This window comes from Pseudarthrobacter sp. NCCP-2145 (assembly GCF_023708005.1).
Taxonomy (GTDB): Bacteria; Actinomycetota; Actinomycetes; order Actinomycetales; family Micrococcaceae; genus Arthrobacter; species Arthrobacter oxydans.
Window position 1 is genome coordinate 26630 of sequence record NZ_BRCG01000017.1, and the last position, 18741, is coordinate 45370.

Below are 18741 nucleotides of genomic sequence, written 5' to 3' on the forward strand. Positions count from 1 at the left end.
TGCCTGCGCAGGGCCGACTCCAGCCGACGCCCCGAGGGGACAGCCGTCTCCTGCACCTGGCTCACAGGCAGGTGTGAAAACATGGGCGCATGCTCTCTTTCATTGGCCGCGTCCTCATCAACGGGTTGGCACTGTGGATTGCAAGCTGGATCCTTCCCGGGTTGGAAATCTCCACAGCGGCAACAACAGACGCGGTAGCCCAGACGGGTGTCTCGCAGGGAACGGACGTGGCCGGAACGGCTTTGGCGTATGTGTTCATCGGCCTGATTTTTGGCTTGGTGAATGCGTTCATCCGCCCGCTGGTGAGCTTCCTGTCCCTTCCGATCACCATCCTCACGCTGGGCCTCTTCACCATCGTCATCAGTGCCGCCATGCTGTACCTGACCTCCTGGATCAGCAGTTTCACACCGGTGCACTTCACCATCGATTCGTTCTTCTGGACGGCCGTGTTCGCTGCCATCATCATCACCCTGATCTCGCTGGTGGCCGGCCGGATTACCGGAGTGCGCCGCTAACAGGCCTGCCTACCGCCCGCCATGCCCGCGTTCCCGCCGGCGGAGGTCCGCGGCGTGGAGATGTGACGCAGGCGCCGGTGTCCGTGCCAGGGAAAACCGCATGGCCGTTGCCGCGCCCCCGGCGCCGAGGACAGCACCCAGCGCGGCAGTGGACTGCACCAGCGACGGATCGGAGCTTGCTGACACCAGCCGGGCGCCGTCCTGATAGCTACTGAGCTGGTGGCCGGGACCAATGCCGACGTCCTCCCCAATCTGAACGTAGTGGTCGTTGGTCATTGTGACTGTTACCTGGTTCCTTGCATCACGATTGGCTGCGCCGTCGGTCCCAGGGACCCAGTCTGTTCGATGTTCCAAATGGAGCGTGCTGACCTCGGGCAACGGCGTTATTCCCCCGACAGGTGATCCAGCGGTCAGGACGTATTTGAGGTCGTACTCGTCAAGGAAGTCCTCGCTGGCTGCCAAGTTCATGGCGTGAATGCCTCCCTGGCTGTAGCCCACGCCCACGACCGCGGCCCCTCTTTCGGCCCCGGCGGCTTTGAGGGCTTCCATGACAGCACCTTTCACGTTTTCCGAGCCGTTGCCAACGCCTTCCACAATTCCACTCAGGCCGAACGGATTGCGGTCCGCCCCTTCACCATGGAGTTGTGTTCCTGGAATCACCAGCACATATGCCTTTTCGCCACCGTTTTCTACTTCAATAACCTCGATAAAGCCCGCCCCGCGTTCATCAATAAGGCGTATGCGTTCAAGCAATCCGGAGGGGGAAGGATCGAAGTCGATGGGTATGCTCTCCTGCCGGCCCACTGTCACCGGCCGTGGCCTCATTCCCGGGTATACGCCCTCCACCAAGGTTTTCAGCAGCGGAGTAGCAGCTGCCGCATGGCTTGAGAGGCTCTCGGCCGCGCTGCGGTTCAGGAATCCTGTCCTCCAGAAATCCGCGTGGCGTTGCAGCTCGGCCTGGATGTCAAGAATTCCATTGGCGCGGGCAGCGGCTGCCCTCGCCTCCGCCATTTCGTACTCCTGCCTGCACGCCCGGACCTGGCTGCTGATGCGCTGGAGTTCGGTCCGCACGGCCTGGAGGCTCCGTTCTGACTCGCCCACCGCGGTCAGGGCCATGGTCCCGGTCCACCGGGGCTGGTCCTGGAACGGAATGAGCTCTTCCCAAATGCGGCGGGCCTCGGCCTCCACCCCGGCAAGCCGTCCCGCCAGGGCATCCACTTTTTCCGCGCCGGCGGCCAGCTCCTCCAGCTGGAAGCTGATGCCGCCCACCCCGCCCCGGATTGTGAGGGGGCCGTCCTGTTCCGGGCCGGTGACCCGGACAGGGCCGCCGGTGCCGGGCGGCGTCGCCTCGGCCATCTAGAACCTGCCGCCGTAGGAGCAGCCGGCAACCAGGGTCTCGCGGCTGTGCCGTTCCACGGCCGCCTTTGCTTCCATCAATGATTCGAGGGCGCGCAGCAGGGCCGACGCCTGCAGAGCCAGGGTGTCCCGGTAGGCCCGCCCTGCCGGCGACTCCCACTGCAGGAGCTGGATGTCCCTGAATCCCGCAAGCACTTCCTCTCCCCGTACCACGCAGGCCGCCACACGGGCAGCCAGCTGGTCCACCTGGGAAACCCGGTGCAAGTCGGCCTGCAGGTCCGCCCCTGCCAGCTCACTGCTCACCCTTCCGCCCCACGGACGCCCCGCACCGCCGCCACAAGTCCCGTTCCCATCCCGCAACTGTCCCTTCCATGCCGCCCCACTTCCGTAGCGCCCGCCAGGACACACCGCCCGGCCCTCTTCCCTTCCCCGACGCTACGGAAGGACTGTCCCGGGCTGTAGGGCCGCCGTCGGCTATGTGGACAAGTAACGTGGATGACCGCCGCTTAAGGGGCCGCCGGAGTTCGTGAAAGAATCAGCACATGCCTGAAACTGCCGCCACAGCTGACACCCGTACGCCCTCAGGACGCCTGGCCCTTGCCGCGTCCCCGGAAAAGATCGCGCTCGGCCCGCTGGACGGCCGCTACCAGTCAGCCGTCGCGCCCCTGGTGGACTACCTCTCCGAGGCGGCCCTCAACCGTGACCGTGTTGCTGTCGAAGTTGAATGGCTGATCCACCTCACCAGCAACAACGTCCTTCCGGGCGCCGGGCCGCTGACCGCCGCACAGCAGGACCAGCTGCGGGCCATCGTGACCGAATTCGACGCAGGCTCGGTGGCCGAACTCGCGGACATCGAAGCCGTCACGGTCCACGACGTCAAGGCTGTGGAGTACTACATCGGCCGCCGCCTGCCGGCCATCGGCATCGAAAACCTGACCGCGATGGTCCACTTCGGCTGCACCTCCGAGGACATCAACAACCTGTCCTATGCGCTGGGCGTCAAGGGCGCCGTGGAGGACGTGTGGCTGCCGGCCGCACGCTCGCTGGTAGCCCAGATCAGCGCAATGGCCGAGGAAAACCGCGCGGTCCCCATGCTGTCCCGCACGCACGGCCAGCCCGCCACGCCCACCACGCTGGGCAAGGAACTTGCGGTCATCGCGCACCGGCTCACCCGCCAGCTGGACCGGATCGAGAAGACTGAATACCTGGGCAAGATCAACGGCGCCACCGGCACCTACGCCGCCCACGTGGCGTCCGTGCCCGGCGCTGACTGGCAGCAGGTCTCCAAGTCCTTCGTGGAGGGACTGGGCCTGGCCTGGAACCCGCTCACCACCCAGATCGAGAGCCACGACTGGCAGGCGGAACTGTACGCCGACGTCGCCCGCTTCAACCGGATCCTGCACAACGTCTGCACGGATATCTGGAGCTACATCTCGATCGGCTACTTCGCCCAGATCCCGGTTGCCGGCGCCACCGGCTCCTCCACCATGCCGCACAAGGTGAACCCGATCCGCTTCGAGAACGCGGAGGCCAACCTCGAAATCTCGTGCGGACTGCTGGACGTCCTGGGGTCCACGCTGGTGACTTCCCGCTGGCAGCGGGACCTCACCGACTCCTCCAGCCAGCGCAATATCGGCGTGGCATTCGGCCACTCACTGCTGGCAATCTCGAACGTTGCCAAGGGCCTGGAGCGCCTGGACGTGGCTGAAGATGTGCTGGCCGGAGACCTGGACACCAACTGGGAAGTCCTGGGTGAAGCCATCCAGATGGTCATGCGCGCAGAGGCGATCGCCGGCGTCGAAGGCATGGAAAACCCCTACGAACGCCTCAAGGACCTCACCCGCGGCCAGCGGGTGGACGCCGCCCGCATGCAGGAATTCGTACAGAGCCTCGGCCTGTCACCAGAAGCCGAGGCCCGGCTTCTGGCGCTGACGCCCGGCAAGTACACCGGCATCGCGGACCAGCTGGTGGACCACCTCAAGTAGCTCCCGCTGCAGTACCGCGGATGGCAGTAGAGTACGACGGCGGCGCCGGGCTCCCAAGGGGCCCGGCGCCTTCCGGTGCGGGTCATCCAACCGTGCCGGAAGTGCGAGACTGGAAGCATGAAGTTGCTGCTCATCCGCCACGGACAAACCCCCGGTAACGTGCTCGGCCAGCTGGACACTGAGCACCCGGGGCCCGGCCTCACAGAACTGGGCGAACGCCAGGCCGAGGCGATGGCCCGCTCGCTGGCGAACGAACCCATCGGCGCCCTGTATGCGTCCACACTGATCAGGACCCAGATCACCGCTGCACCGCTGGGCCGGTTGCATAGCCTGGAGGTCGAGGTGCTGGACGGCCTGCACGAGATCGAAGCCGGGTCCCTGGAGAAGCTCACGGACGAGGAGTCCCACAAGCGATACATGGGAACTGTCTTCTCCTGGGCGGCGGGGGACCTGGACCGGAGGATGCCTGCCGGCCCTGACGGCCATACCTTCTTTGACCGCTTTGACGCCGCCATCCGCCGGGTGGTGGAGCGGGCGCTCGACCAGCGGCACGAGGCGGCGGCCGTCGTGAGCCATGGCGCTGCCATCCGGACCTGGGCGGGACGCCGGGCGGAGGACGCGGACCATGAGTTCGCGGCACGGCATGTGCTGGCCAATACCGGGATCGTGGCGCTGGAAGGCGACCCGGACCACGGCTGGAAACTGCTCCACTGGGACGGCAGCCCGGTGGGCGGTCTCGCCCTGGCCGATCCCACCGCGGAAGACCCCACCGGGCAGGACACCGCCGGGTCTTAGGTCAGCTGCCGGATCCGGCGGGCGGGAAAAACCGCCATTCTGCGGCAGGGGCTGCTGGCCTGGTCGACGGGTACGGGCATGAGCCGCGCGGCCATGCCCGCGGCCTCCGCCGCCGTCGGCCTTCCCGCACTGTCCATAGCGGTCAGAGACCGGATGAAGGAAGACCAGCCGGGACCCAAGGAATCCGGCACCTGGGGACTGCGGAGGGTCCTGGCCACGAGCGACTCGATGGCCGTCCCGGGAAACGCCTTGGATCCGGTGAGGAGCTCCAGGAGGACCAGACCCATAGCGTAGACGTCCCAGGAAGGACGAACGGGTCCTCCCGAGGCCTGCTCGGGGCTCATGTAGTGCACAGTTCCTGATGAGACACCCGGTTCCGCAGGTGAGCCTGCGGCCGCGACGATGCCGAAGTCGACAATGCGCACCGGGCTCCGCCGCAGGCCGCTCAGCATCAGGTTGGCGGGTTTGATGTCCCGGTGGACCAGCCCTTCTCCGTGAAGGTGGGCCAGGGCTTCGAAGAGCCCGCGCGCCCAGCCGGCGACGGCGTCGGGATGGTGCTGGCTGTTGCGGACCGCCTCCGAAAGGCTCGGGCCCAGGGCGAGCTCCTCCACCAGGAACGGCCGCCCCGCCAGCGGTGTTCCGGCGGGGACAACACCCAGTCCGATAAACCTGACAATCGAAGGGTGGCTGAGGGCGGCCAGGACCGCGGCCTCATTGCTGATCCTCTCGAAATGCTTCGCGGAGTCGTCAACTGCCACTTTGACGGCCACATCCGGGCCGCCGTCAAGGTCGGCGGCCCGGAAAACCTGGGCCAGCGTGCCGCGGCCCAGGAGGTCCCTGAGCTGATAGCGGCCCGCCACCACGGGCCCGCCCAGGGCGTGCTCGCCTGGTGGCTGCCTGTGCGCCGGGGAGGGGGCGCTCATGCGGAGAGGGCCGCGGTGTTCGGCAGGTCCACAGCGGTTCCGGCCTGGAATGCGCGGGCATAAGGGGAGCGGATCCACGCGTCCAGCTGGAAGCCGCAACCGCAGCGCCACACGGGCGGGAGCTGGACGGGACCGCCATCCTCAGGTTCGAACGAGTAGACGACGGCGGCTGGCCCCACAGCGGGAGTAACCAGGTCCATAGCGGTTCCGCAATGGAAGGCGGCGCCGCTGCCCGCGCCGTCCGACGGCCACTGCGTGCTGGACGCAGGGCCCGTCACAGAAGACTCCAAGGGCAAAAGCTCAGTAAAGGTAACCAACAGGCTCACGACTCCGGAGGTAAATGTTCGGGATTATTCGTAAGCATACATATTGCTAGTCAATCTAGCTAGTCAGGCTAGATACTTTTTTCGTCCGGGTGTGATTTCTGGAGCGCTTCGGTCATCCGGCCCAGGAACTCCACCACAACCCGCGCCTCGTCCGCCGAGAGGCCCTCGGCTACCGCCATCATTTCGCGGTGCATATTGCCAAGGGTCAGGCGCACCTCCCTGTCGGACTCGACGGTAGGGACCACAATGACGGAACGCCTGTCGGTGGGGTGGGCCTCGCGGCGGACATGCCCGCTGGCCACGAGCCGGTCGATAAGGGATGTGGTGGAAGCGCTGGTGATGCCGAGGAACTGGCTGATGTCCTTGGGCACGACGGACTTTCCGGAGGCCTGCACCCGCAGCAGGTAGCGAAGGGCCAGAATATCCGTCTCCCCCATTCCCATGGAGTCACGGGTGGAGCGGCGGACCGCCGTTTCAGCGGTCCGGTAGTCCCGCAGGGACTTCAACACCGCGGCGCTGTAATCCAACTGACCGTCGGGCCCGTACCAATACCCGGAACCCTCATTACCCGTAGAACGCATGCAATCATATTAGACCAGCTGATAACTAGGCAGCCAAGTAACTTGCAGGAGGCGGGTCGCGATGCGTTCTCCGGGAACTAACCGGCAGGAAACACCGGCGTAACCGCCCCCTCCTAGCCTAGGTTTGCATAACCCTTCGGCGAAGCGAGGCAGAATGCAGACCAACCCGCGGTTGAACATCAGGCAGGTGCCCTGGTCAAACCCCGTAGGCGCTGACCTGAGGCGCGCGCAGCAGGCCGAACTCGACGCCCGCTTCGGTACCCCTGACCACGAACCCGGCCCGCCGCCGTCGAGCGCGGACTGTGCCGTCTTCCTGGTGGCCTACGACAAAGGCTCGGGCCAGCCCGTGGGGTGCGGCGGGCTGCGGATGATCGACGCCACCACCGCGGAGATCAAGCGCCTGTACGTCCTCCCCTACACCCGCGGCTCAGGCGTGGCCAGCTCGATACTGGCGGCCCTCGAGGCAGAAGCGTTCAAGCTTGGTTACACGCGCATCAAGGCCGAAGCGGGATCTGCCCAGCCGGACGGCCGGAACTTCTACGAAAACTCGGGATTTGAGGCCGTTCCCAACTTTGGGCCCTACATTGGGGTGGCGCACTCGTACTGCTACGCCAAGAGCATCAATGCCCGCAGCGCCGCCCAGACCGCCATGGCCTAGGCCGGCGTCCCGTCACCCGGGGCGGACGTCGTCACAGTGGGTGCCGCTGCAGCGCCTCGGCTAACCTCGCCCTATGGAAACAGCAGACATCACCTTCCGCACCCGCAAGTGGGTCCGGCCCGAGGACCTGAACGCAAACGGGACGCTGTTCGGCGGCAGCCTGCTGAAGTGGATCGACGAGGAAGCGGCCATCTACGCGATCCTCCAGCTGGGTAACGGGCGCGCCGTCACGAAGTACATCTCGGAGATTAACTTTGTCAGCTCCGCGGTGCAGGGCGACCTGATCGAAATGGGGCTGACTGCCACGCGCTTCGGCCGGACATCCCTGACCATGCGCGCCGAGGTCCGCAACATGATTACCCGCCAGAGCATCCTCACCATCGAGGAAATCGTCTTCGTGAACCTCAGCCCGTCAGGGAGGCCGGAGCCGCACGGCTACACGGAAATCACCTACGACCGGGACAGGATCCCCACCCACCACCTGACGGAGACACTCACTGGAGACGCACAGTAACCGCTGACGCTTCACCGCCTGTTTACCCGCACGCCCCCGGCCGTTCCCTTGACTGGACCAGAGTAACCAGCCGGGCTGTTTATCGAATCGATAGCCATAACAGCCGTGAATTCCGCCTGCCCGGCGTTAGGCTTGCCGGACATGCTCCGATTCCAGTCCAGAAATGAGTCCAGATCGTGCGTACATTGAAGACTTTGGTTGCCGCCGCCGTCGCCGTCACCCTTCTTGCCGGATGCGGAGGAGGTGACGCATCGCCCCCGGCGTCAGGTGATGCCTCCTCAGCCCCGGCTGGCGGATCCGGGGACACCCTGGTGGTTTACACCAACTCCAACGGCGAGGGCCGCGGGGAATGGTGGACCGCCAAGGCCGCCGAGGCCGGCTTCAAGATCGAGATCGTCGGCGCGGGCGGTGCTGATGCCACCAACAAGCTGATCGCGGAGAAGAACAACCCGATCGCCGACGTCGCGTTCGGGCTCAACAACATGTACTTCTCGCAGATCCAGGCCGAGGACGCCCTGGAGGCCTACGAACCGTCGTGGGCGGGCGAGGTGGACAAGGAACTGGGCGACGGTGAAACATACTGGCCGCTGGTCAAGCAGGCCATCCTCCTCGGCTACAACTCGGACAAGATCCCGGCGGACAAAGCGCCGCAGGACTGGACCGACCTGTGGACCAAGGACGAGTTCAAGGACCGCTACGAGCGGGTAACCGGCCTGGGCACCGCCACGGCACAACTGGTCTTCGCCGGCATCCTCAGCCGCTACCAGGACGACTCCGGCGACCTTGGCGTCTCGGACGAAGGCTGGAAGCAGGTGGAGCAGTACTTCCAGAACGGCAGCCCCGCCGTTGCGAAGACCGACCTCTTTGCCCGGATCGCGTCCGGTGAAGTGGACATGGGCCAGATGCCGTCCTCGATCATCGCCGAGCGCGAAAAGTCCTTCAACGTCAACGTGGAAACAGTGGTCCCGTCCGTTGGCGTCCCGCTGGCCGTGGAACAGATCGCCCTGGTGAAGGGCACGGAAAAGAAGGAACAGGCCCAGAAGTTCATCGACTGGTTCGGCAGCGCCGAAGTGCAGGGCGAGTTTGCCCAGCAGTTCAACGCGATGCCGGTGAACAAGGAAGCCGAGGCCCAGGCCAATCCCGAGGTGGTGGACTTCTTCGCGGACCTCAAGCAGCAGGACATCGACTGGGACTTCGTGCAGGAAAACATGGGCGCCTGGGTGGAAAAGATCGAACTCGAGTACATGACGTAACCCGGCTCCGTCCACCCCGTTTCGATTCACCAGACAGGTTTGCCATGATCCGCTTGGACAACATCGAAGTTTCCTTTGGTGATTTCACCGCCATCCCGAGCCTTGACCTGCACGTACTCCCGGGGGAGTTCTTCACCCTCCTGGGGCCGTCCGGCTGCGGGAAGACGACGGCGCTGCGCACGCTGGCGGGCTTCATCCAGCCCTCCAGCGGCACAGTGCACGTTGACGGCAAGGACGTCACCCGGCTTCCCAGCGACAAGAGGCAGGTGGGCATGGTGTTCCAGAACTATGCCCTCTTCCCCAGCATGAGCGTGTGGGAAAACATCGCCTTCGGGCTGCGGGTCCGGAAGGAAAAACCTGCGGACAGCGACCGCCTGGTCCGGGACATTGCCCGGCGGGTGGAACTCAGCGATGAACAGCTGTCCAAGAACGTCGCTGAGCTGTCCGGCGGGCAGCAGCAGCGCGTGGCGGTGGCGAGGGCCCTGGTGCTGCGGCCCAAGATCCTCCTGCTGGACGAGCCGCTGTCCAACCTGGATGCCAAGCTGCGCCACCAGCTCCGCCAGCAGCTCAAGGACTTGCAGAGCGAGTTCGGGATCACCACGGTGTACGTCACCCACGACCAGGACGAGGCCCTGGCCATGAGCGACCGGGTAGCCGTGTTCAACAAGGGCGTGGTGGAGCAGGTGGGGACGCCGCAGGAGATCTACGACCATTCGGCCACGGAGTTCGTCTGCAACTTCATCGGGGACAGCTCGGCCTTGACGCCGGAGTTCGTAGCGGAGCTGAACCGGCTCTCAGGGGCGGGGCTCAGCCCGGACGCCAACTCCTACCTGCGGGTGGAAAAGGCGTCCTTGAGTCCCGCGACTGAAGGAGGGGCCGCCGTCGGACTTCCCGGCACGGTGGTGTCCCGCACCTACCACGGCCTTCACAGCCGGTACGTGGTGCGCAGCCACGGCGCCGACATCCGCCTCCTGGTGAAGGAAGAAGGCGGCGCCCACCACGGACCCGGCACCGAAACCACTGTGTACCTGCAGCCTGCCCACGTTCTGCAGTACCACCCGGACACAGGCGCCGCCCTTCGGCAGCGGGACCCTGCAGCAGTCCTGCCATGAGCAGCACGGCGGTTCGCGCCATGGTCCGCTCCCCCTTCGTACTGATCGTGGGGGCCGTCCTGACCTGGTTCATCGCGGCATTCCTGGTCTGGCCCAACATCAACGTCCTGATCGCGACGTTCTTCCCGGACGGCAGCTTTTCCGGACGGGCCGCGGAAAAGCTCTTCTCGTCCCAGCGCGCCATGAAGGCGCTGGGCAACAGCTTCCTGCTGGCGGTGGCCTTGTCCATCACGGTGAACCTGGTGGGCGTGTTCATTGTCCTGGTGACGCACTACTTCCGGATCCGCGGTTCCAGGATCCTTTTCCTGGGGTATGCGTCCACCTTCATCTACGGCGGCATCGTCCTGGCTGCCGGATACAAGTTCATCTACGGGGACAAGGGAATTGTCACGTCCCTGCTGGTCAAGGTGTTTCCCGGCATGGACCCCGCGTGGTTCTCCGGTTTCTTCGCCGTCCTGGTAGTGATGACGTTCGCCACCACCACCAACCACATGCTGTTCGTGGCCAACGCCCTGAAAGGCGTTGACTACCAGACCATTGAAGCGGCCCGGAACCTGGGGGCGTCCACCTGGACCATCCTGCGGCGGATCGTGCTGCCGATGCTTAAGCCGACCCTGTTCGCCGTCACCATCCTGTCCTTCCTGACCGGGCTCGGCGCCCTGAGCGCTCCGCAGGTGCTCGGCGGACGCGACTTCCAGACCATCACCCCGATGATCCTGACGTTCACCAACAGCCCCACCTCGCGGGACCTGGCGGCGCTGCTGGCCGTGATCCTGGGCCTGGCCACCATCCTGATGCTCGCCGTGATGTCCCGGCTGGAAAAGGGCGGCACGTACTTTTCGGTGTCCAAGGTGTCCTCGGCGCTGCAGAAGCAGGACATCACCAACCCTGTGGCCAACGTGGTGGTCCACGCGGTGGCCTACCTGCTGTTTGCGGTGTACACGCTGCCGGTGGTGCTGATTGTGCTGTACTCCTTTGCCGACGGCGCCGCGATCCAGACGGGCGAGCTGGCGTTCGGCAGCCTTACGCTGGAGAACTACCAGCGGGTCCTGACCCAGCAGTCCGGGCTGCGGCCGTTCATCGTGAGCGTGGTGTACAGCGCCCTGGCGGCATTGATCGCCGTGGGCGGGCTCCTGTTTGTGGCCCGGCTGCTGCAGAAGTACAAGAACTGGGTAGCCTCGGTCTTCGAATACCTGCTCCACATTCCGTGGATCCTGCCGTCCGCGCTCCTGGCCCTGGGCCTCATCATCAGCTACGACCACCCCAATCCCCTGGTGGGCGGGGCAGTCCTCACCGGGACCACCGTGATCCTGCTGATCGCTTTTGTCACAGTCAAGATCCCGTTCACGCTGCGCATGCTTAAGGCGTCCTTCGCCTCGGTCAACTCCTCCTTGGAGGAGGCTGCGGCCATCATGGGCGCCAAGACCCTGTACGTCTTCCGGCGGATCCTCCTGCCGCTTGTGCTCCCGGCGGCCGCCGCCATCACGGCGCTGAACTTCAACAGCCTGCTGGACGACTACGACACCGCGATCTTCCTGGCCCACCCCCTGGTCCAGCCGCTGGGCCTGGTCATCAAGGCCAATACCGACGGCGCGGAGGGCGTTGACGGAGTCGCCAACACGTTCGTCTACACGGTGCTGCTGATGGTCATCACCGGTGTGACCATGTATCTCGTCTATGGCCGCTCCAGCCGGGAGCGGTCCCGGAAGAAGAAGCTGCCAGCCGTCCCGCCGGCCTCCCAGGTTCCCGGTCCGGGGCTTCCCGGAACGCCGGTGGCCGGGGAGGACGCCGCGCAGCCTGCAGCTCCCGTGCGCTGATCAGCCGGCGGAACCGCTGACGACGGCGGCGCGGGCGTTCCGCCGTCGGGCCAGCTTGAGGAGGCCGTCACGCAGCGGCTGGGCACCGTCCGCAAAGGCGACGCGCCCCATGGCAGAGGACGCCAGGCTGAGGGCGCGGGTCCTTGGCCGACGCTGCCGGTCGTAGGCACGCAGTGCGTGGCCTTCGGGCAGCGTGTTGAGGAGGTCAGCCAGTGTTACGGCATCCACCAGCGACTCGCAGGCGCCGCGCCCCAGGGTGGGCAGCATGGCGTGGGCGGCATCGCCGATGAGCACGTTCCGCCCGCGGACGTAGGAGCCAAGATGCGGAACTGTCCAGATCCGCTGGACCAGGCATGCTTCGGGCGTGGCTGCGGCCAGCGTGCGGCGGATGGCGGGCGCGTGGCTGGAATAGCGCTCCCGGGCGTATTCCAGGGCTGATGCTGCGTCAATTCCGTACGGGCCCATCGCGGACCGGTAGCTGGCCCACCAGAAGGACCCTCCCCGGGCGGCAGCCATGCCGAACAGGTCGCCGCGGCCCCAGTATTCGCCCACCTCGTCCTGGCTGACCGGAGCAGGCAGGGTCCCGCGGAGGGCGAGGTAGGGGGTGAGGCGGGCCTCCGTTCCGGCGCCCCAGACCTCCCGCCGGACTGCGCTGTGCACGCCGTCAGCACCGACCACCAGGCTGCCGTCGTCGGGAAGTGACCTGACGGTGCTGGTGATCCGGCGGACGGTTCCCGGGACGGCACCGTCCAGCAACCGCAGCAGGTCAGCCCGGGAAATGCCGAACATCTCCCCCGCGTTGACGGTGATCCAGGGCTCTCCCTGGGCGTCACGGACCGATCCGCTGCCGAGCACCGGGCTGACCGCCCGCGCCTCTTCAAGGACTCCCAGCCGCGCAAGGGCACGTTGGGCGTTGGGCCACATCCCCAGCGCGTGGCCCACGGCCGGCAGCCCAGGCCGCTTCTCGTACAGCGTCACCTGGAACCGGCTGTGGTCCAGGGCCGCGGCCAGCGCCAGGCCGGCAATGCCGCCGCCAACAATCGAGATTGTGTCCATGCACGTAATTTTACTACTTTTGTAGTGATCCGGAAGGGGTCAATTACACTGGGCGCATGCCTGACCGCCGGACCCATCTCCTTGATGCCGCCCTGGCCGTCGTGGCTGACAAAGGAATGAAGGGCCTTACCCACCGGGCCGTGGACGCCGCCGCGCAGGTGGCGGAAGGGACCACCTCCAACTATTTCCGCAACCGAACCGCCCTGGTGGAAGCGGTGCTGGACCGCCTGGAGCATCTGGACACCCAGCTGCTCCGGGACCAGGGAGCGGCTGGCCCGCCGCGGAACCTCGAGGAACTTGCGGGCCAACTGGCTTCCATGCTGCTGGCGCTGGCCGGCGAGCACGCGGGCCTGACCCGCGCCCGGCTGGCCCTTTCGCTGGACCGGCCGGAAGCGGTGACTGCCGGGCATTTCCGGCTGGTGGGCGGCCTGGTCCCGGCCCTCACCGCGCTGGGGGTGCCCGATGCAGCCGCCCGGGCACGGGACCTGGCGGATTACGGCGACGGCGTCCTGCTCCACCTGCTCACGGTCAGGCGGGACGAGCGGCCTGATGCCGCGTCCATCGCAGCCGCAGTCCGCCGGCTGCTCGCCCCCTAAGGCGCCTCCCGCCGTCGCCCCTTTCCCCGGAGCGTGTCAGGCGTGGCCGGGCCAGCCGGTGTAGGCCTCCGCCAGGTAGGCCATGCCGTGCCTGGACGACACCACGGAGTTGAGCTCGCCGAGCTGGCGTGCCCGGGAGAAGTCGTCCGCATCGGCGGGGGTGTGCAGCATGGTGGTCATCCAGTAGGAGAACTGCTGCGCCTTCCACACCCGCTCCAGGGCGCGGTCGCTGAAGGAGTCCAGCAGGTGGTCAGAGCCAGAGTTGTAATGGGTATCCAGACCCTCGAAGAGCATCTTGACGTCGTGGATGGCGAGGTTGAGGCCTTTGGCGCCAGTGGGCGGGACCGTGTGGGCGGCGTCGCCGGCGAGGAACAGGTTGCCGTGGCGCATGGGCGTATGAACGAAGCTGCGGAAGGGCAGGACCATCTTGTCGATGACCGGGCCCTCCTTGAGCTCAAAACCGTTGCCGTTGACCCTGCTGCGGAACTCCGCCCAGATCCGGTCGTCATCCCACTCCGCCACGTTCTCCTTGGGATCGCACTGGAAGTACATGCGCTGGACGGTCTCGGTCCGCTGGCTGATCAGGGCAAAACCGTTGGCGGAGTTGGCGTAGATCAACTCGTCAGCGCTGCGCGGAGCCTCGGCCAGGATGCCGAACCAGGCAAACGGGTACTCGTGGAAGTACCACTTGCGGCTGGCCTCGGGTATCTGGAAGCGGCAGTGGCTGCGGGACCCGTCGGCACCCACCAGGAAGTCGGCCTGGATCTCAAACTCCACCCCTTCGGCGTCCGTGAACCAGGCCTTTGGCTTCCCTTCCAGGTCATGCACGGTGGTGTCCGTGACGCCGTAGCGGACGTCGCCGCCGTCGGCCTTCCTGCGGGCGGCGAGGTCCAGGAACACGTCGGTCTGCGGGTAGAGCCAGACGGACTCCCCCACCAGGTCCTTGAAGTCCACGCGGTGGCTCTCGCCGTTGAACCGCAGTTCGATGCCGTCGTGCCGGTCGCCGTCGCGCAGCACCCGGTCCGAGACGCCGCTGTCCACGAGCATGTTGACGGTGCCGTGCTCCAGGATGCCCGCCCGGACGGTCTCCGAGATGTCCTTGTGGCTGCGGACTTCAATGACGGTGGACTCGATGCCGGCCTTGGCCAGCAAGTGGGACAGCATCAGGCCGGCAGGGCCTGCGCCCATGATGGCCACCTGGGTGGTGATGATGGTGCGGGGCATGGTGTTCTCGCTTCGTTGCGGGGCCGCTGGTGCGCGGCCGTGTGGTGCTTCTGCCAACAGTGTGCGCTCCGGCAGGTGAGCGGCGTTACATGAATTCCGTTCAACGGAAGGAACCGGACGCTGGGCGGCGGGCTACGCGTCGTTCAGCCTGCGCGCAATACCCCTGGCTGCTGTCTGCAGTGCGGGCACCAGTGCCTGCAGGCGCATCTCGCGCAAAGGGACCACGACGCCGAGCGACGCCACCGCGCGCTGGCGGGGGTCCAGCACGGGGACGGCAATCCCCCACGTGTCCGGGTCCACCACGCCCTTCAGCTGGGCAAAGCCCTGGTGGAACGTTTCGCTGAGCAACACCCGGACAGCATCGGTGGCGACCTTCCCGTCCGGGTCCGCGAACTGGTCCAGGTACTGGCTTTGCAGCAGCCTGTCCTGGTGGGCCATCAGCGCCAGTCCCGCGGACGAGGTATGGACGGGCATCCGGCCGGCCACCCTGGCCCGGTTGGCCACGGACCCGCGGCGGGACAACCGTTCAACAAAAAGCGCATCCCAGCCGTCCAGCACGGCCAGGTTCACATTCTGGTTGAGGACCTGCTGGATGTCCTCCATGAACGGCATGGCCGCCTGCCGCAGGGCAAGGGTGGGTGCAGTGCGGTTGACCAGTTCCCAGAGCCGCAGGCCGGGGCGCACCAGGCCGCCGGGGCCGGCGTCCAGGAGGCCGTGGGCCGCGAGCTGGCGGACCAGCCGGTGGGCAGTGGTGAGCGGCAGGCCCGAGCGTTCGGCCAGTTCGGACAGCTGCAGGGCGCTGACATCCTCCGGGAAGGCGGAAAGCAGGCGGACAATGCGGTCCACCACCGAATCACCCGAGGCAGAATTCGCCACCGCACGCACCGCTTCCGTTGAATGGGACGATTCCAGCCTACCTTCGTGGCAGGTGAGGTGGCTATGGCACGTTGGCCGGTGCCGCCGTCGTGCGTCCACGGAGGCGGCGCCACCCGCCCGGGGCCAGGACCACGGCGATGCCGACGGCGGCGCCGATCACCGTTTCAATGATGCGGTCCCGGAGCAGGATGGTTGGCGATGCGGGGACCACGAGGAGGGTGGACACCAGCGCCAGGGGCGTGACGAAGATCTGGGCCAGCAGGTACTGCCGGATGATGAACATCTCGGCGCCGAACTGGCACAGCGCCATGACCAGGACGGTCTGCCACGGCTGCAGGCCCAGCAGCAGGATGCCCGCCATCACCACAAGCCCCAGCACGGTGCCGATGATCCTTTGCACCCCGCGGCGGACCCGGTGGCGGGTCGTGTGGCCCACCAGCGGAACGACGGCGGCCACCATGGCCCAGTAGTTGTGGCCGAACCCAAGGCGGCTGCCGGCCCAGGTGGCCAGCGCACCGGCCAGCCCGGCAGCCACCAGGTAGCCCAGGCCCTCAAGCAGGGCAGCGCGCTTCTCATCGGGCGTGCGGCGGATGGGGCGCGGCCGGGACCATGCTGTCCGGCGGCTGGGCAGCATCCGGGAGGAGAACCCGATCAGCAGGCAGAAGGCGGTGGTGAGGGCGGCCACCAGCATGCCCTCCCAAAGCGGCGGCTGGTTGGGGATGGAGGCAATGGCCGCGAACGCGAAGATATGGAAGAGGGACCCGGCCGGGCGGAGGCGGAACCACGCGATTGCCACCGAACAGCCGCCTGCCACCAGCGTGGTGGCCAGGACCAGGAGCCACGTGGTCCCGGCGGGTTCCAGCCCCCAGGCTCCGCCGGCCCGGGCAGCGAGCGCTGCGAGGAGAATGACCAGCAGCATCAGCAAACCGGCCCGCAGCTGCAGCGCGAAACGGATGCCGTGGGGTTCGCCGCGGCCGTAGATGCCGGTGAAAGCCCCGAACGACGCGAAGATGGCAAGGTCCAGCCGGCCCAGCAGCACAAGCGTGAAGAGCGGCACGAAGACACCCACCGCGCATCTGAGGGCCGGGTGGTGGTCCTTGTTGGCGGGGGCAATGCTGAACATCTCGGCGAGCATCTTCACGTGGAGCGGGGCCTTCCTGCGGTGCCGGGCGTCTGGGATCTGTTTTTGGTGAGACGGGCGGCCGCGCTGACGTTCCATCAAAAATCCTACGCCCGCCATGCTTCGCACGATCGGAACGGCCGGGCAACACCGCCGAAACAGCACCACGCGATCCTTGGACCATGAAGCCCGGTGCAAGCAAGACCCCCGCGTCTGAACTGAGCTGCGAAGTCTGCGGCCTGATGCCCGAACCAACAAGGACCCGGCTGACCCTGGCCAACGTGGCCGTGATGCTGCCGATCGAGCTCCTGGTCCACGCCCTGGTGGTGGACACCCCGCTTCCCTACCTGGCCAAGGTCCTTGTGCTGACCGTTACCGCCACTGTCCTGGTCATCTGGGTGGCTGAGCCCTCCGCGGCGCGGGTGCTTCGCGGATGGCTGCACGCACCGGCGCTGCGGCACCGGCGCCGGCTTACCGGGGCGCCGGCGTTGTGGCGGGCACGCACCGTCCTGTAGGATGAACCGGGGGCGCTGCAGAAAGTCACCAAGGCCCTGGCCCGGCTGGACACCAATATCCTGAGCATCCACGTCCATCCGGTGGCCGGCGGCGTGCTGGACGAGTTTGTGCTGTCCACGCCCGGCGACGTGGATGAATACCAGCTGCTGGAGGCGCTGCACCTGGCCGGCGGTACACACTCCCACGTGTGGCCAACCACCGCGCTGGCAATGGCGGACGGGCAGACAAAGGCGCTGAGCCTGGCGGCGCGGATCGCTGATGCGCCGGACGAGCTTCCGCTGGCCGTGGCTGAGCTCCTGCGGGCACGGATCCTTTCCCCTGCCGAGGCGCTGCTGGAAAGGCACGACGCCGGCACCCGGCTTAAGATCCCGACGGCCTGGCACGGCCCCATCACTTTTGTGCGGCCGGGGGAACCGTTCACTCCCGCTGAATCAGCCCGGGCCCACCGCCTCGCGGAGCTCGCCGAGATCCTGGCGCACCGGCCTGCTCCGTCCCGGCCAAGCAGGTAGGAAGCCCTACATCCGGAGGGTCAGGGCGGCCGGGTCCATGGTCATGACCACGTGCTTGCTCTGGCCTTCGTGGTCGCCGTCCAGCTGGTAGTCGTCCTTGTTTTCCAGGGTGATCTCCACTGTTTTGCCCTGGAAGTACTCCACGGCTGTGTCCTTCCCCCGGCCCTTGCCGATCATCCCGGCAACCACCGAGAGCCAGCCCAGCTTGCCGTGGTGGGGCGCCAGCACGGCAACGTCCAGCAGGCCGTCGTCCACCTTTGCCTCGGGGAAGATCTCCAGGCCGCCCTGGACCTTGCCGCAGTTGCCCACCATGACGCTGCGGACGCCGCGGCGGACAGCCGGCTTCCCGTCGATCACAATGGTGGCTTTGACCGGTTTGCCGGGCAGGTTCCGGATACCGGCGTCCACGTACGCCAGCCAGCCCACCTTGTCCTTCAGTTCCTCGTTGGTGTCGGCCATGATGGTGGCGTCGTAGCCCACCCCGGCCATCACCAGGAACAGCTGCTCCATGTCCGGGTCGCTGCGGCGGGCACGGACCACGTCGATCTTCCGCTCGGTGCCGATCAGGGCCCCGGCCATGGCGCCGTCGTAATCAGTGACGTCCATGCCGAGGTTGCGGGCCAGGAGGTTGCCGGTACCCAGCGGGAGCAGCCCCATGGGCACATCCCCACCGGACAGCACCTCGGCCACGCACCGGACGGTGCCATCGCCGCCGGCGGCGATCACGATGTCCGCCCCCTGCGCGAGCGCTTCCTTGGCCTGGCCGACGCCGGGATCCTCCTTGGTGGTTTCGAACCAGAGCGGCTCGCCCCAGCCGTTCTCCACGCAGTGCTTTGCCACCAGGCCGCGCACATCGATATCCACCGGCTTGGCCGGATTGACGATGATTGCGGCGCGCTGGGGTGAGGTGGAGCTGTTGGCAGTCATGGTGTCCTCTGGTGGCAAGTGAAAAGGCTACGTCTGAGAGAAGACTAGCCTGCCCCGCCCGGGGTTCGGCGCAGGCCGGCAG

At 66.6% G+C, this 18741-nt stretch carries 19 protein-coding genes and 1 pseudogene; 10 read left to right on the forward strand and 10 right to left on the reverse strand.

Annotated features, from left to right (window positions below; genetic code table 11):
• The first annotated feature begins 89 nt into the window (after positions 1 to 89).
• Complete coding sequence (locus NFU08_RS14825) at positions 90 to 515, forward strand: phage holin family protein (protein WP_174177695.1); 426 nt, start codon at positions 90 to 92, stop codon at positions 513 to 515.
• 9 nt (positions 516 to 524) lie between these two features.
• Here NFU08_RS14825 and NFU08_RS14830 read toward each other — a convergent pair whose 3' ends face one another.
• Complete coding sequence (locus tag NFU08_RS14830; protein WP_251424407.1) at positions 525 to 1871, reverse strand: PE-PPE domain-containing protein; 1347 nt, start codon at positions 1869 to 1871, stop codon at positions 525 to 527.
• Positions 1872 to 2174, reverse strand: coding sequence for a hypothetical protein (locus NFU08_RS14835; protein ID WP_251424409.1), 303 nt, complete (start codon positions 2172 to 2174; stop codon positions 1872 to 1874).
• 239 nt (positions 2175 to 2413) lie between these two features.
• Between NFU08_RS14835 and purB the strand changes: the two genes are divergently transcribed.
• Positions 2414 to 3856, forward strand: a complete 1443-nt coding sequence (gene purB / locus NFU08_RS14840) for an adenylosuccinate lyase (protein WP_174177701.1) — start codon at positions 2414 to 2416, stop codon at positions 3854 to 3856.
• Between the two features lie 117 nt (positions 3857 to 3973).
• Positions 3974 to 4651 carry a histidine phosphatase family protein gene (locus tag NFU08_RS14845; protein ID WP_251424411.1) on the forward strand — a complete coding sequence of 226 codons (678 nt, stop codon included), beginning with the start codon at positions 3974 to 3976 and terminating at the stop codon, positions 4649 to 4651.
• On the opposite strand, the gene NFU08_RS14850 is transcribed toward NFU08_RS14845, so the two are convergent.
• The 3 genes from NFU08_RS14850 to NFU08_RS14860 form a co-directional block, all read right to left on the reverse strand.
• Positions 4648 to 5574: a serine/threonine-protein kinase gene (locus tag NFU08_RS14850; RefSeq protein ID WP_251424412.1), complete on the reverse strand. Its 927-nt coding sequence runs from the start codon at positions 5572 to 5574 to the stop codon at positions 4648 to 4650. The genes NFU08_RS14845 and NFU08_RS14850 overlap by 4 nt on opposite strands.
• Entirely contained in the window at positions 5571 to 5852 is a 282-nt protein-coding gene (locus tag NFU08_RS14855; RefSeq protein WP_229675247.1) for a hypothetical protein, read from the reverse strand. Before NFU08_RS14855 ends, NFU08_RS14850 begins: the two co-directional genes overlap by 4 nt.
• A gap of 116 nt (positions 5853 to 5968) precedes the next feature.
• Positions 5969 to 6481 (reverse strand): MarR family winged helix-turn-helix transcriptional regulator, encoded by a 513-nt coding sequence (locus NFU08_RS14860; RefSeq protein WP_174177707.1) that lies wholly within the window; start codon positions 6479 to 6481, stop codon positions 5969 to 5971.
• A 154-nt stretch (positions 6482 to 6635) separates the two neighbouring features.
• Here NFU08_RS14860 and NFU08_RS14865 point away from each other — a divergent pair, with 154 nt between their 5' ends.
• From NFU08_RS14865 to NFU08_RS14885, 5 genes are all read left to right on the forward strand, one after another.
• Positions 6636 to 7139, forward strand: coding sequence for a GNAT family N-acetyltransferase (locus tag NFU08_RS14865; protein WP_174177709.1), 504 nt, complete (start codon positions 6636 to 6638; stop codon positions 7137 to 7139).
• Between the two features lie 73 nt (positions 7140 to 7212).
• A complete protein-coding gene (locus NFU08_RS14870; RefSeq protein WP_174177711.1) occupies positions 7213 to 7653 on the forward strand; it encodes an acyl-CoA thioesterase in 441 nt (146 codons plus the stop codon).
• 176 nt (positions 7654 to 7829) lie between these two features.
• On the forward strand, positions 7830 to 8906 hold the full coding sequence (locus NFU08_RS14875) for an extracellular solute-binding protein (RefSeq protein WP_251424414.1): 1077 nt from the start codon (positions 7830 to 7832) through the stop codon (positions 8904 to 8906).
• Positions 8907 to 8950: 44 nt separating this feature from the next.
• Positions 8951 to 10018 (forward strand): ABC transporter ATP-binding protein, encoded by a 1068-nt coding sequence (locus tag NFU08_RS14880; RefSeq protein ID WP_174177715.1) that lies wholly within the window; start codon positions 8951 to 8953, stop codon positions 10016 to 10018.
• Positions 10015 to 11835 carry an iron ABC transporter permease gene (locus tag NFU08_RS14885; protein ID WP_174177717.1) on the forward strand — a complete coding sequence of 607 codons (1821 nt, stop codon included), beginning with the start codon at positions 10015 to 10017 and terminating at the stop codon, positions 11833 to 11835. The genes NFU08_RS14880 and NFU08_RS14885 overlap by 4 nt, the downstream gene beginning before the upstream one ends.
• On the opposite strand, the gene NFU08_RS14890 is transcribed toward NFU08_RS14885, so the two are convergent.
• Complete coding sequence (locus tag NFU08_RS14890; protein WP_251424416.1) at positions 11836 to 12891, reverse strand: FAD-dependent monooxygenase; 1056 nt, start codon at positions 12889 to 12891, stop codon at positions 11836 to 11838.
• Between the two features lie 56 nt (positions 12892 to 12947).
• Here NFU08_RS14890 and NFU08_RS14895 point away from each other — a divergent pair, with 56 nt between their 5' ends.
• Positions 12948 to 13487, forward strand: a complete 540-nt coding sequence (locus NFU08_RS14895) for a TetR/AcrR family transcriptional regulator (protein WP_174177721.1) — start codon at positions 12948 to 12950, stop codon at positions 13485 to 13487.
• A gap of 36 nt (positions 13488 to 13523) precedes the next feature.
• Here NFU08_RS14895 and NFU08_RS14900 read toward each other — a convergent pair whose 3' ends face one another.
• The 3 genes from NFU08_RS14900 to NFU08_RS14910 form a co-directional block, all read right to left on the reverse strand.
• On the reverse strand, positions 13524 to 14711 hold the full coding sequence (locus tag NFU08_RS14900) for a 4-hydroxybenzoate 3-monooxygenase (RefSeq protein WP_251424418.1): 1188 nt from the start codon (positions 14709 to 14711) through the stop codon (positions 13524 to 13526).
• Positions 14712 to 14843: 132 nt separating this feature from the next.
• Positions 14844 to 15587 carry an IclR family transcriptional regulator gene (locus NFU08_RS14905; protein ID WP_251424420.1) on the reverse strand — a complete coding sequence of 248 codons (744 nt, stop codon included), beginning with the start codon at positions 15585 to 15587 and terminating at the stop codon, positions 14844 to 14846.
• Positions 15588 to 15648: 61 nt separating this feature from the next.
• On the reverse strand, positions 15649 to 16728 hold the full coding sequence (locus NFU08_RS14910) for an FUSC family protein (protein WP_251424421.1): 1080 nt from the start codon (positions 16726 to 16728) through the stop codon (positions 15649 to 15651).
• Positions 16729 to 16889: 161 nt separating this feature from the next.
• On the opposite strand from NFU08_RS14910, the pseudogene NFU08_RS14915 reads away from it, so the two are divergent.
• Positions 16890 to 17732, forward strand: a pseudogene (locus NFU08_RS14915) (ACT domain-containing protein).
• Positions 17733 to 17738: 6 nt separating this feature from the next.
• Here NFU08_RS14915 and NFU08_RS14920 read toward each other — a convergent pair.
• Entirely contained in the window at positions 17739 to 18659 is a 921-nt protein-coding gene (locus NFU08_RS14920) for a diacylglycerol kinase family protein (protein WP_251424493.1), read from the reverse strand.
• Positions 18660 to 18741 lie beyond the last annotated feature (82 nt).

What these genes read in the sequence shown, in the direction of transcription:
- NFU08_RS14825 (WP_174177695.1), top strand. Translation starts at nt 90, where the DNA reads ATGCTCTCTTTCATTGGCCGCGTCCTCATCAACGGGTTGGCACTGTGG.
- NFU08_RS14890 (WP_251424416.1), bottom strand. Translation starts at nt 12,891, where the DNA reads ATGGACACAATCTCGATTGTTGGCGGCGGCATTGCCGGCCTGGCGCTG.
- NFU08_RS14900 (WP_251424418.1), bottom strand. Translation starts at nt 14,711, where the DNA reads ATGCCCCGCACCATCATCACCACCCAGGTGGCCATCATGGGCGCAGGC.
- NFU08_RS14895 (WP_174177721.1), top strand. Translation starts at nt 12,948, where the DNA reads ATGCCTGACCGCCGGACCCATCTCCTTGATGCCGCCCTGGCCGTCGTG.
- NFU08_RS14850 (WP_251424412.1), bottom strand. Translation starts at nt 5,574, where the DNA reads ATGAGCGCCCCCTCCCCGGCGCACAGGCAGCCACCAGGCGAGCACGCC.
- purB (WP_174177701.1), top strand. Translation starts at nt 2,414, where the DNA reads ATGCCTGAAACTGCCGCCACAGCTGACACCCGTACGCCCTCAGGACGC.
- NFU08_RS14830 (WP_251424407.1), bottom strand. Translation starts at nt 1,871, where the DNA reads ATGGCCGAGGCGACGCCGCCCGGCACCGGCGGCCCTGTCCGGGTCACC.
- NFU08_RS14870 (WP_174177711.1), top strand. Translation starts at nt 7,213, where the DNA reads ATGGAAACAGCAGACATCACCTTCCGCACCCGCAAGTGGGTCCGGCCC.
- NFU08_RS14920 (WP_251424493.1), bottom strand. Translation starts at nt 18,659, where the DNA reads ATGACTGCCAACAGCTCCACCTCACCCCAGCGCGCCGCAATCATCGTC.
- NFU08_RS14865 (WP_174177709.1), top strand. Translation starts at nt 6,636, where the DNA reads ATGCAGACCAACCCGCGGTTGAACATCAGGCAGGTGCCCTGGTCAAAC.
- NFU08_RS14880 (WP_174177715.1), top strand. Translation starts at nt 8,951, where the DNA reads ATGATCCGCTTGGACAACATCGAAGTTTCCTTTGGTGATTTCACCGCC.
- NFU08_RS14845 (WP_251424411.1), top strand. Translation starts at nt 3,974, where the DNA reads ATGAAGTTGCTGCTCATCCGCCACGGACAAACCCCCGGTAACGTGCTC.
- NFU08_RS14860 (WP_174177707.1), bottom strand. Translation starts at nt 6,481, where the DNA reads ATGCGTTCTACGGGTAATGAGGGTTCCGGGTATTGGTACGGGCCCGAC.
- NFU08_RS14885 (WP_174177717.1), top strand. Translation starts at nt 10,015, where the DNA reads ATGAGCAGCACGGCGGTTCGCGCCATGGTCCGCTCCCCCTTCGTACTG.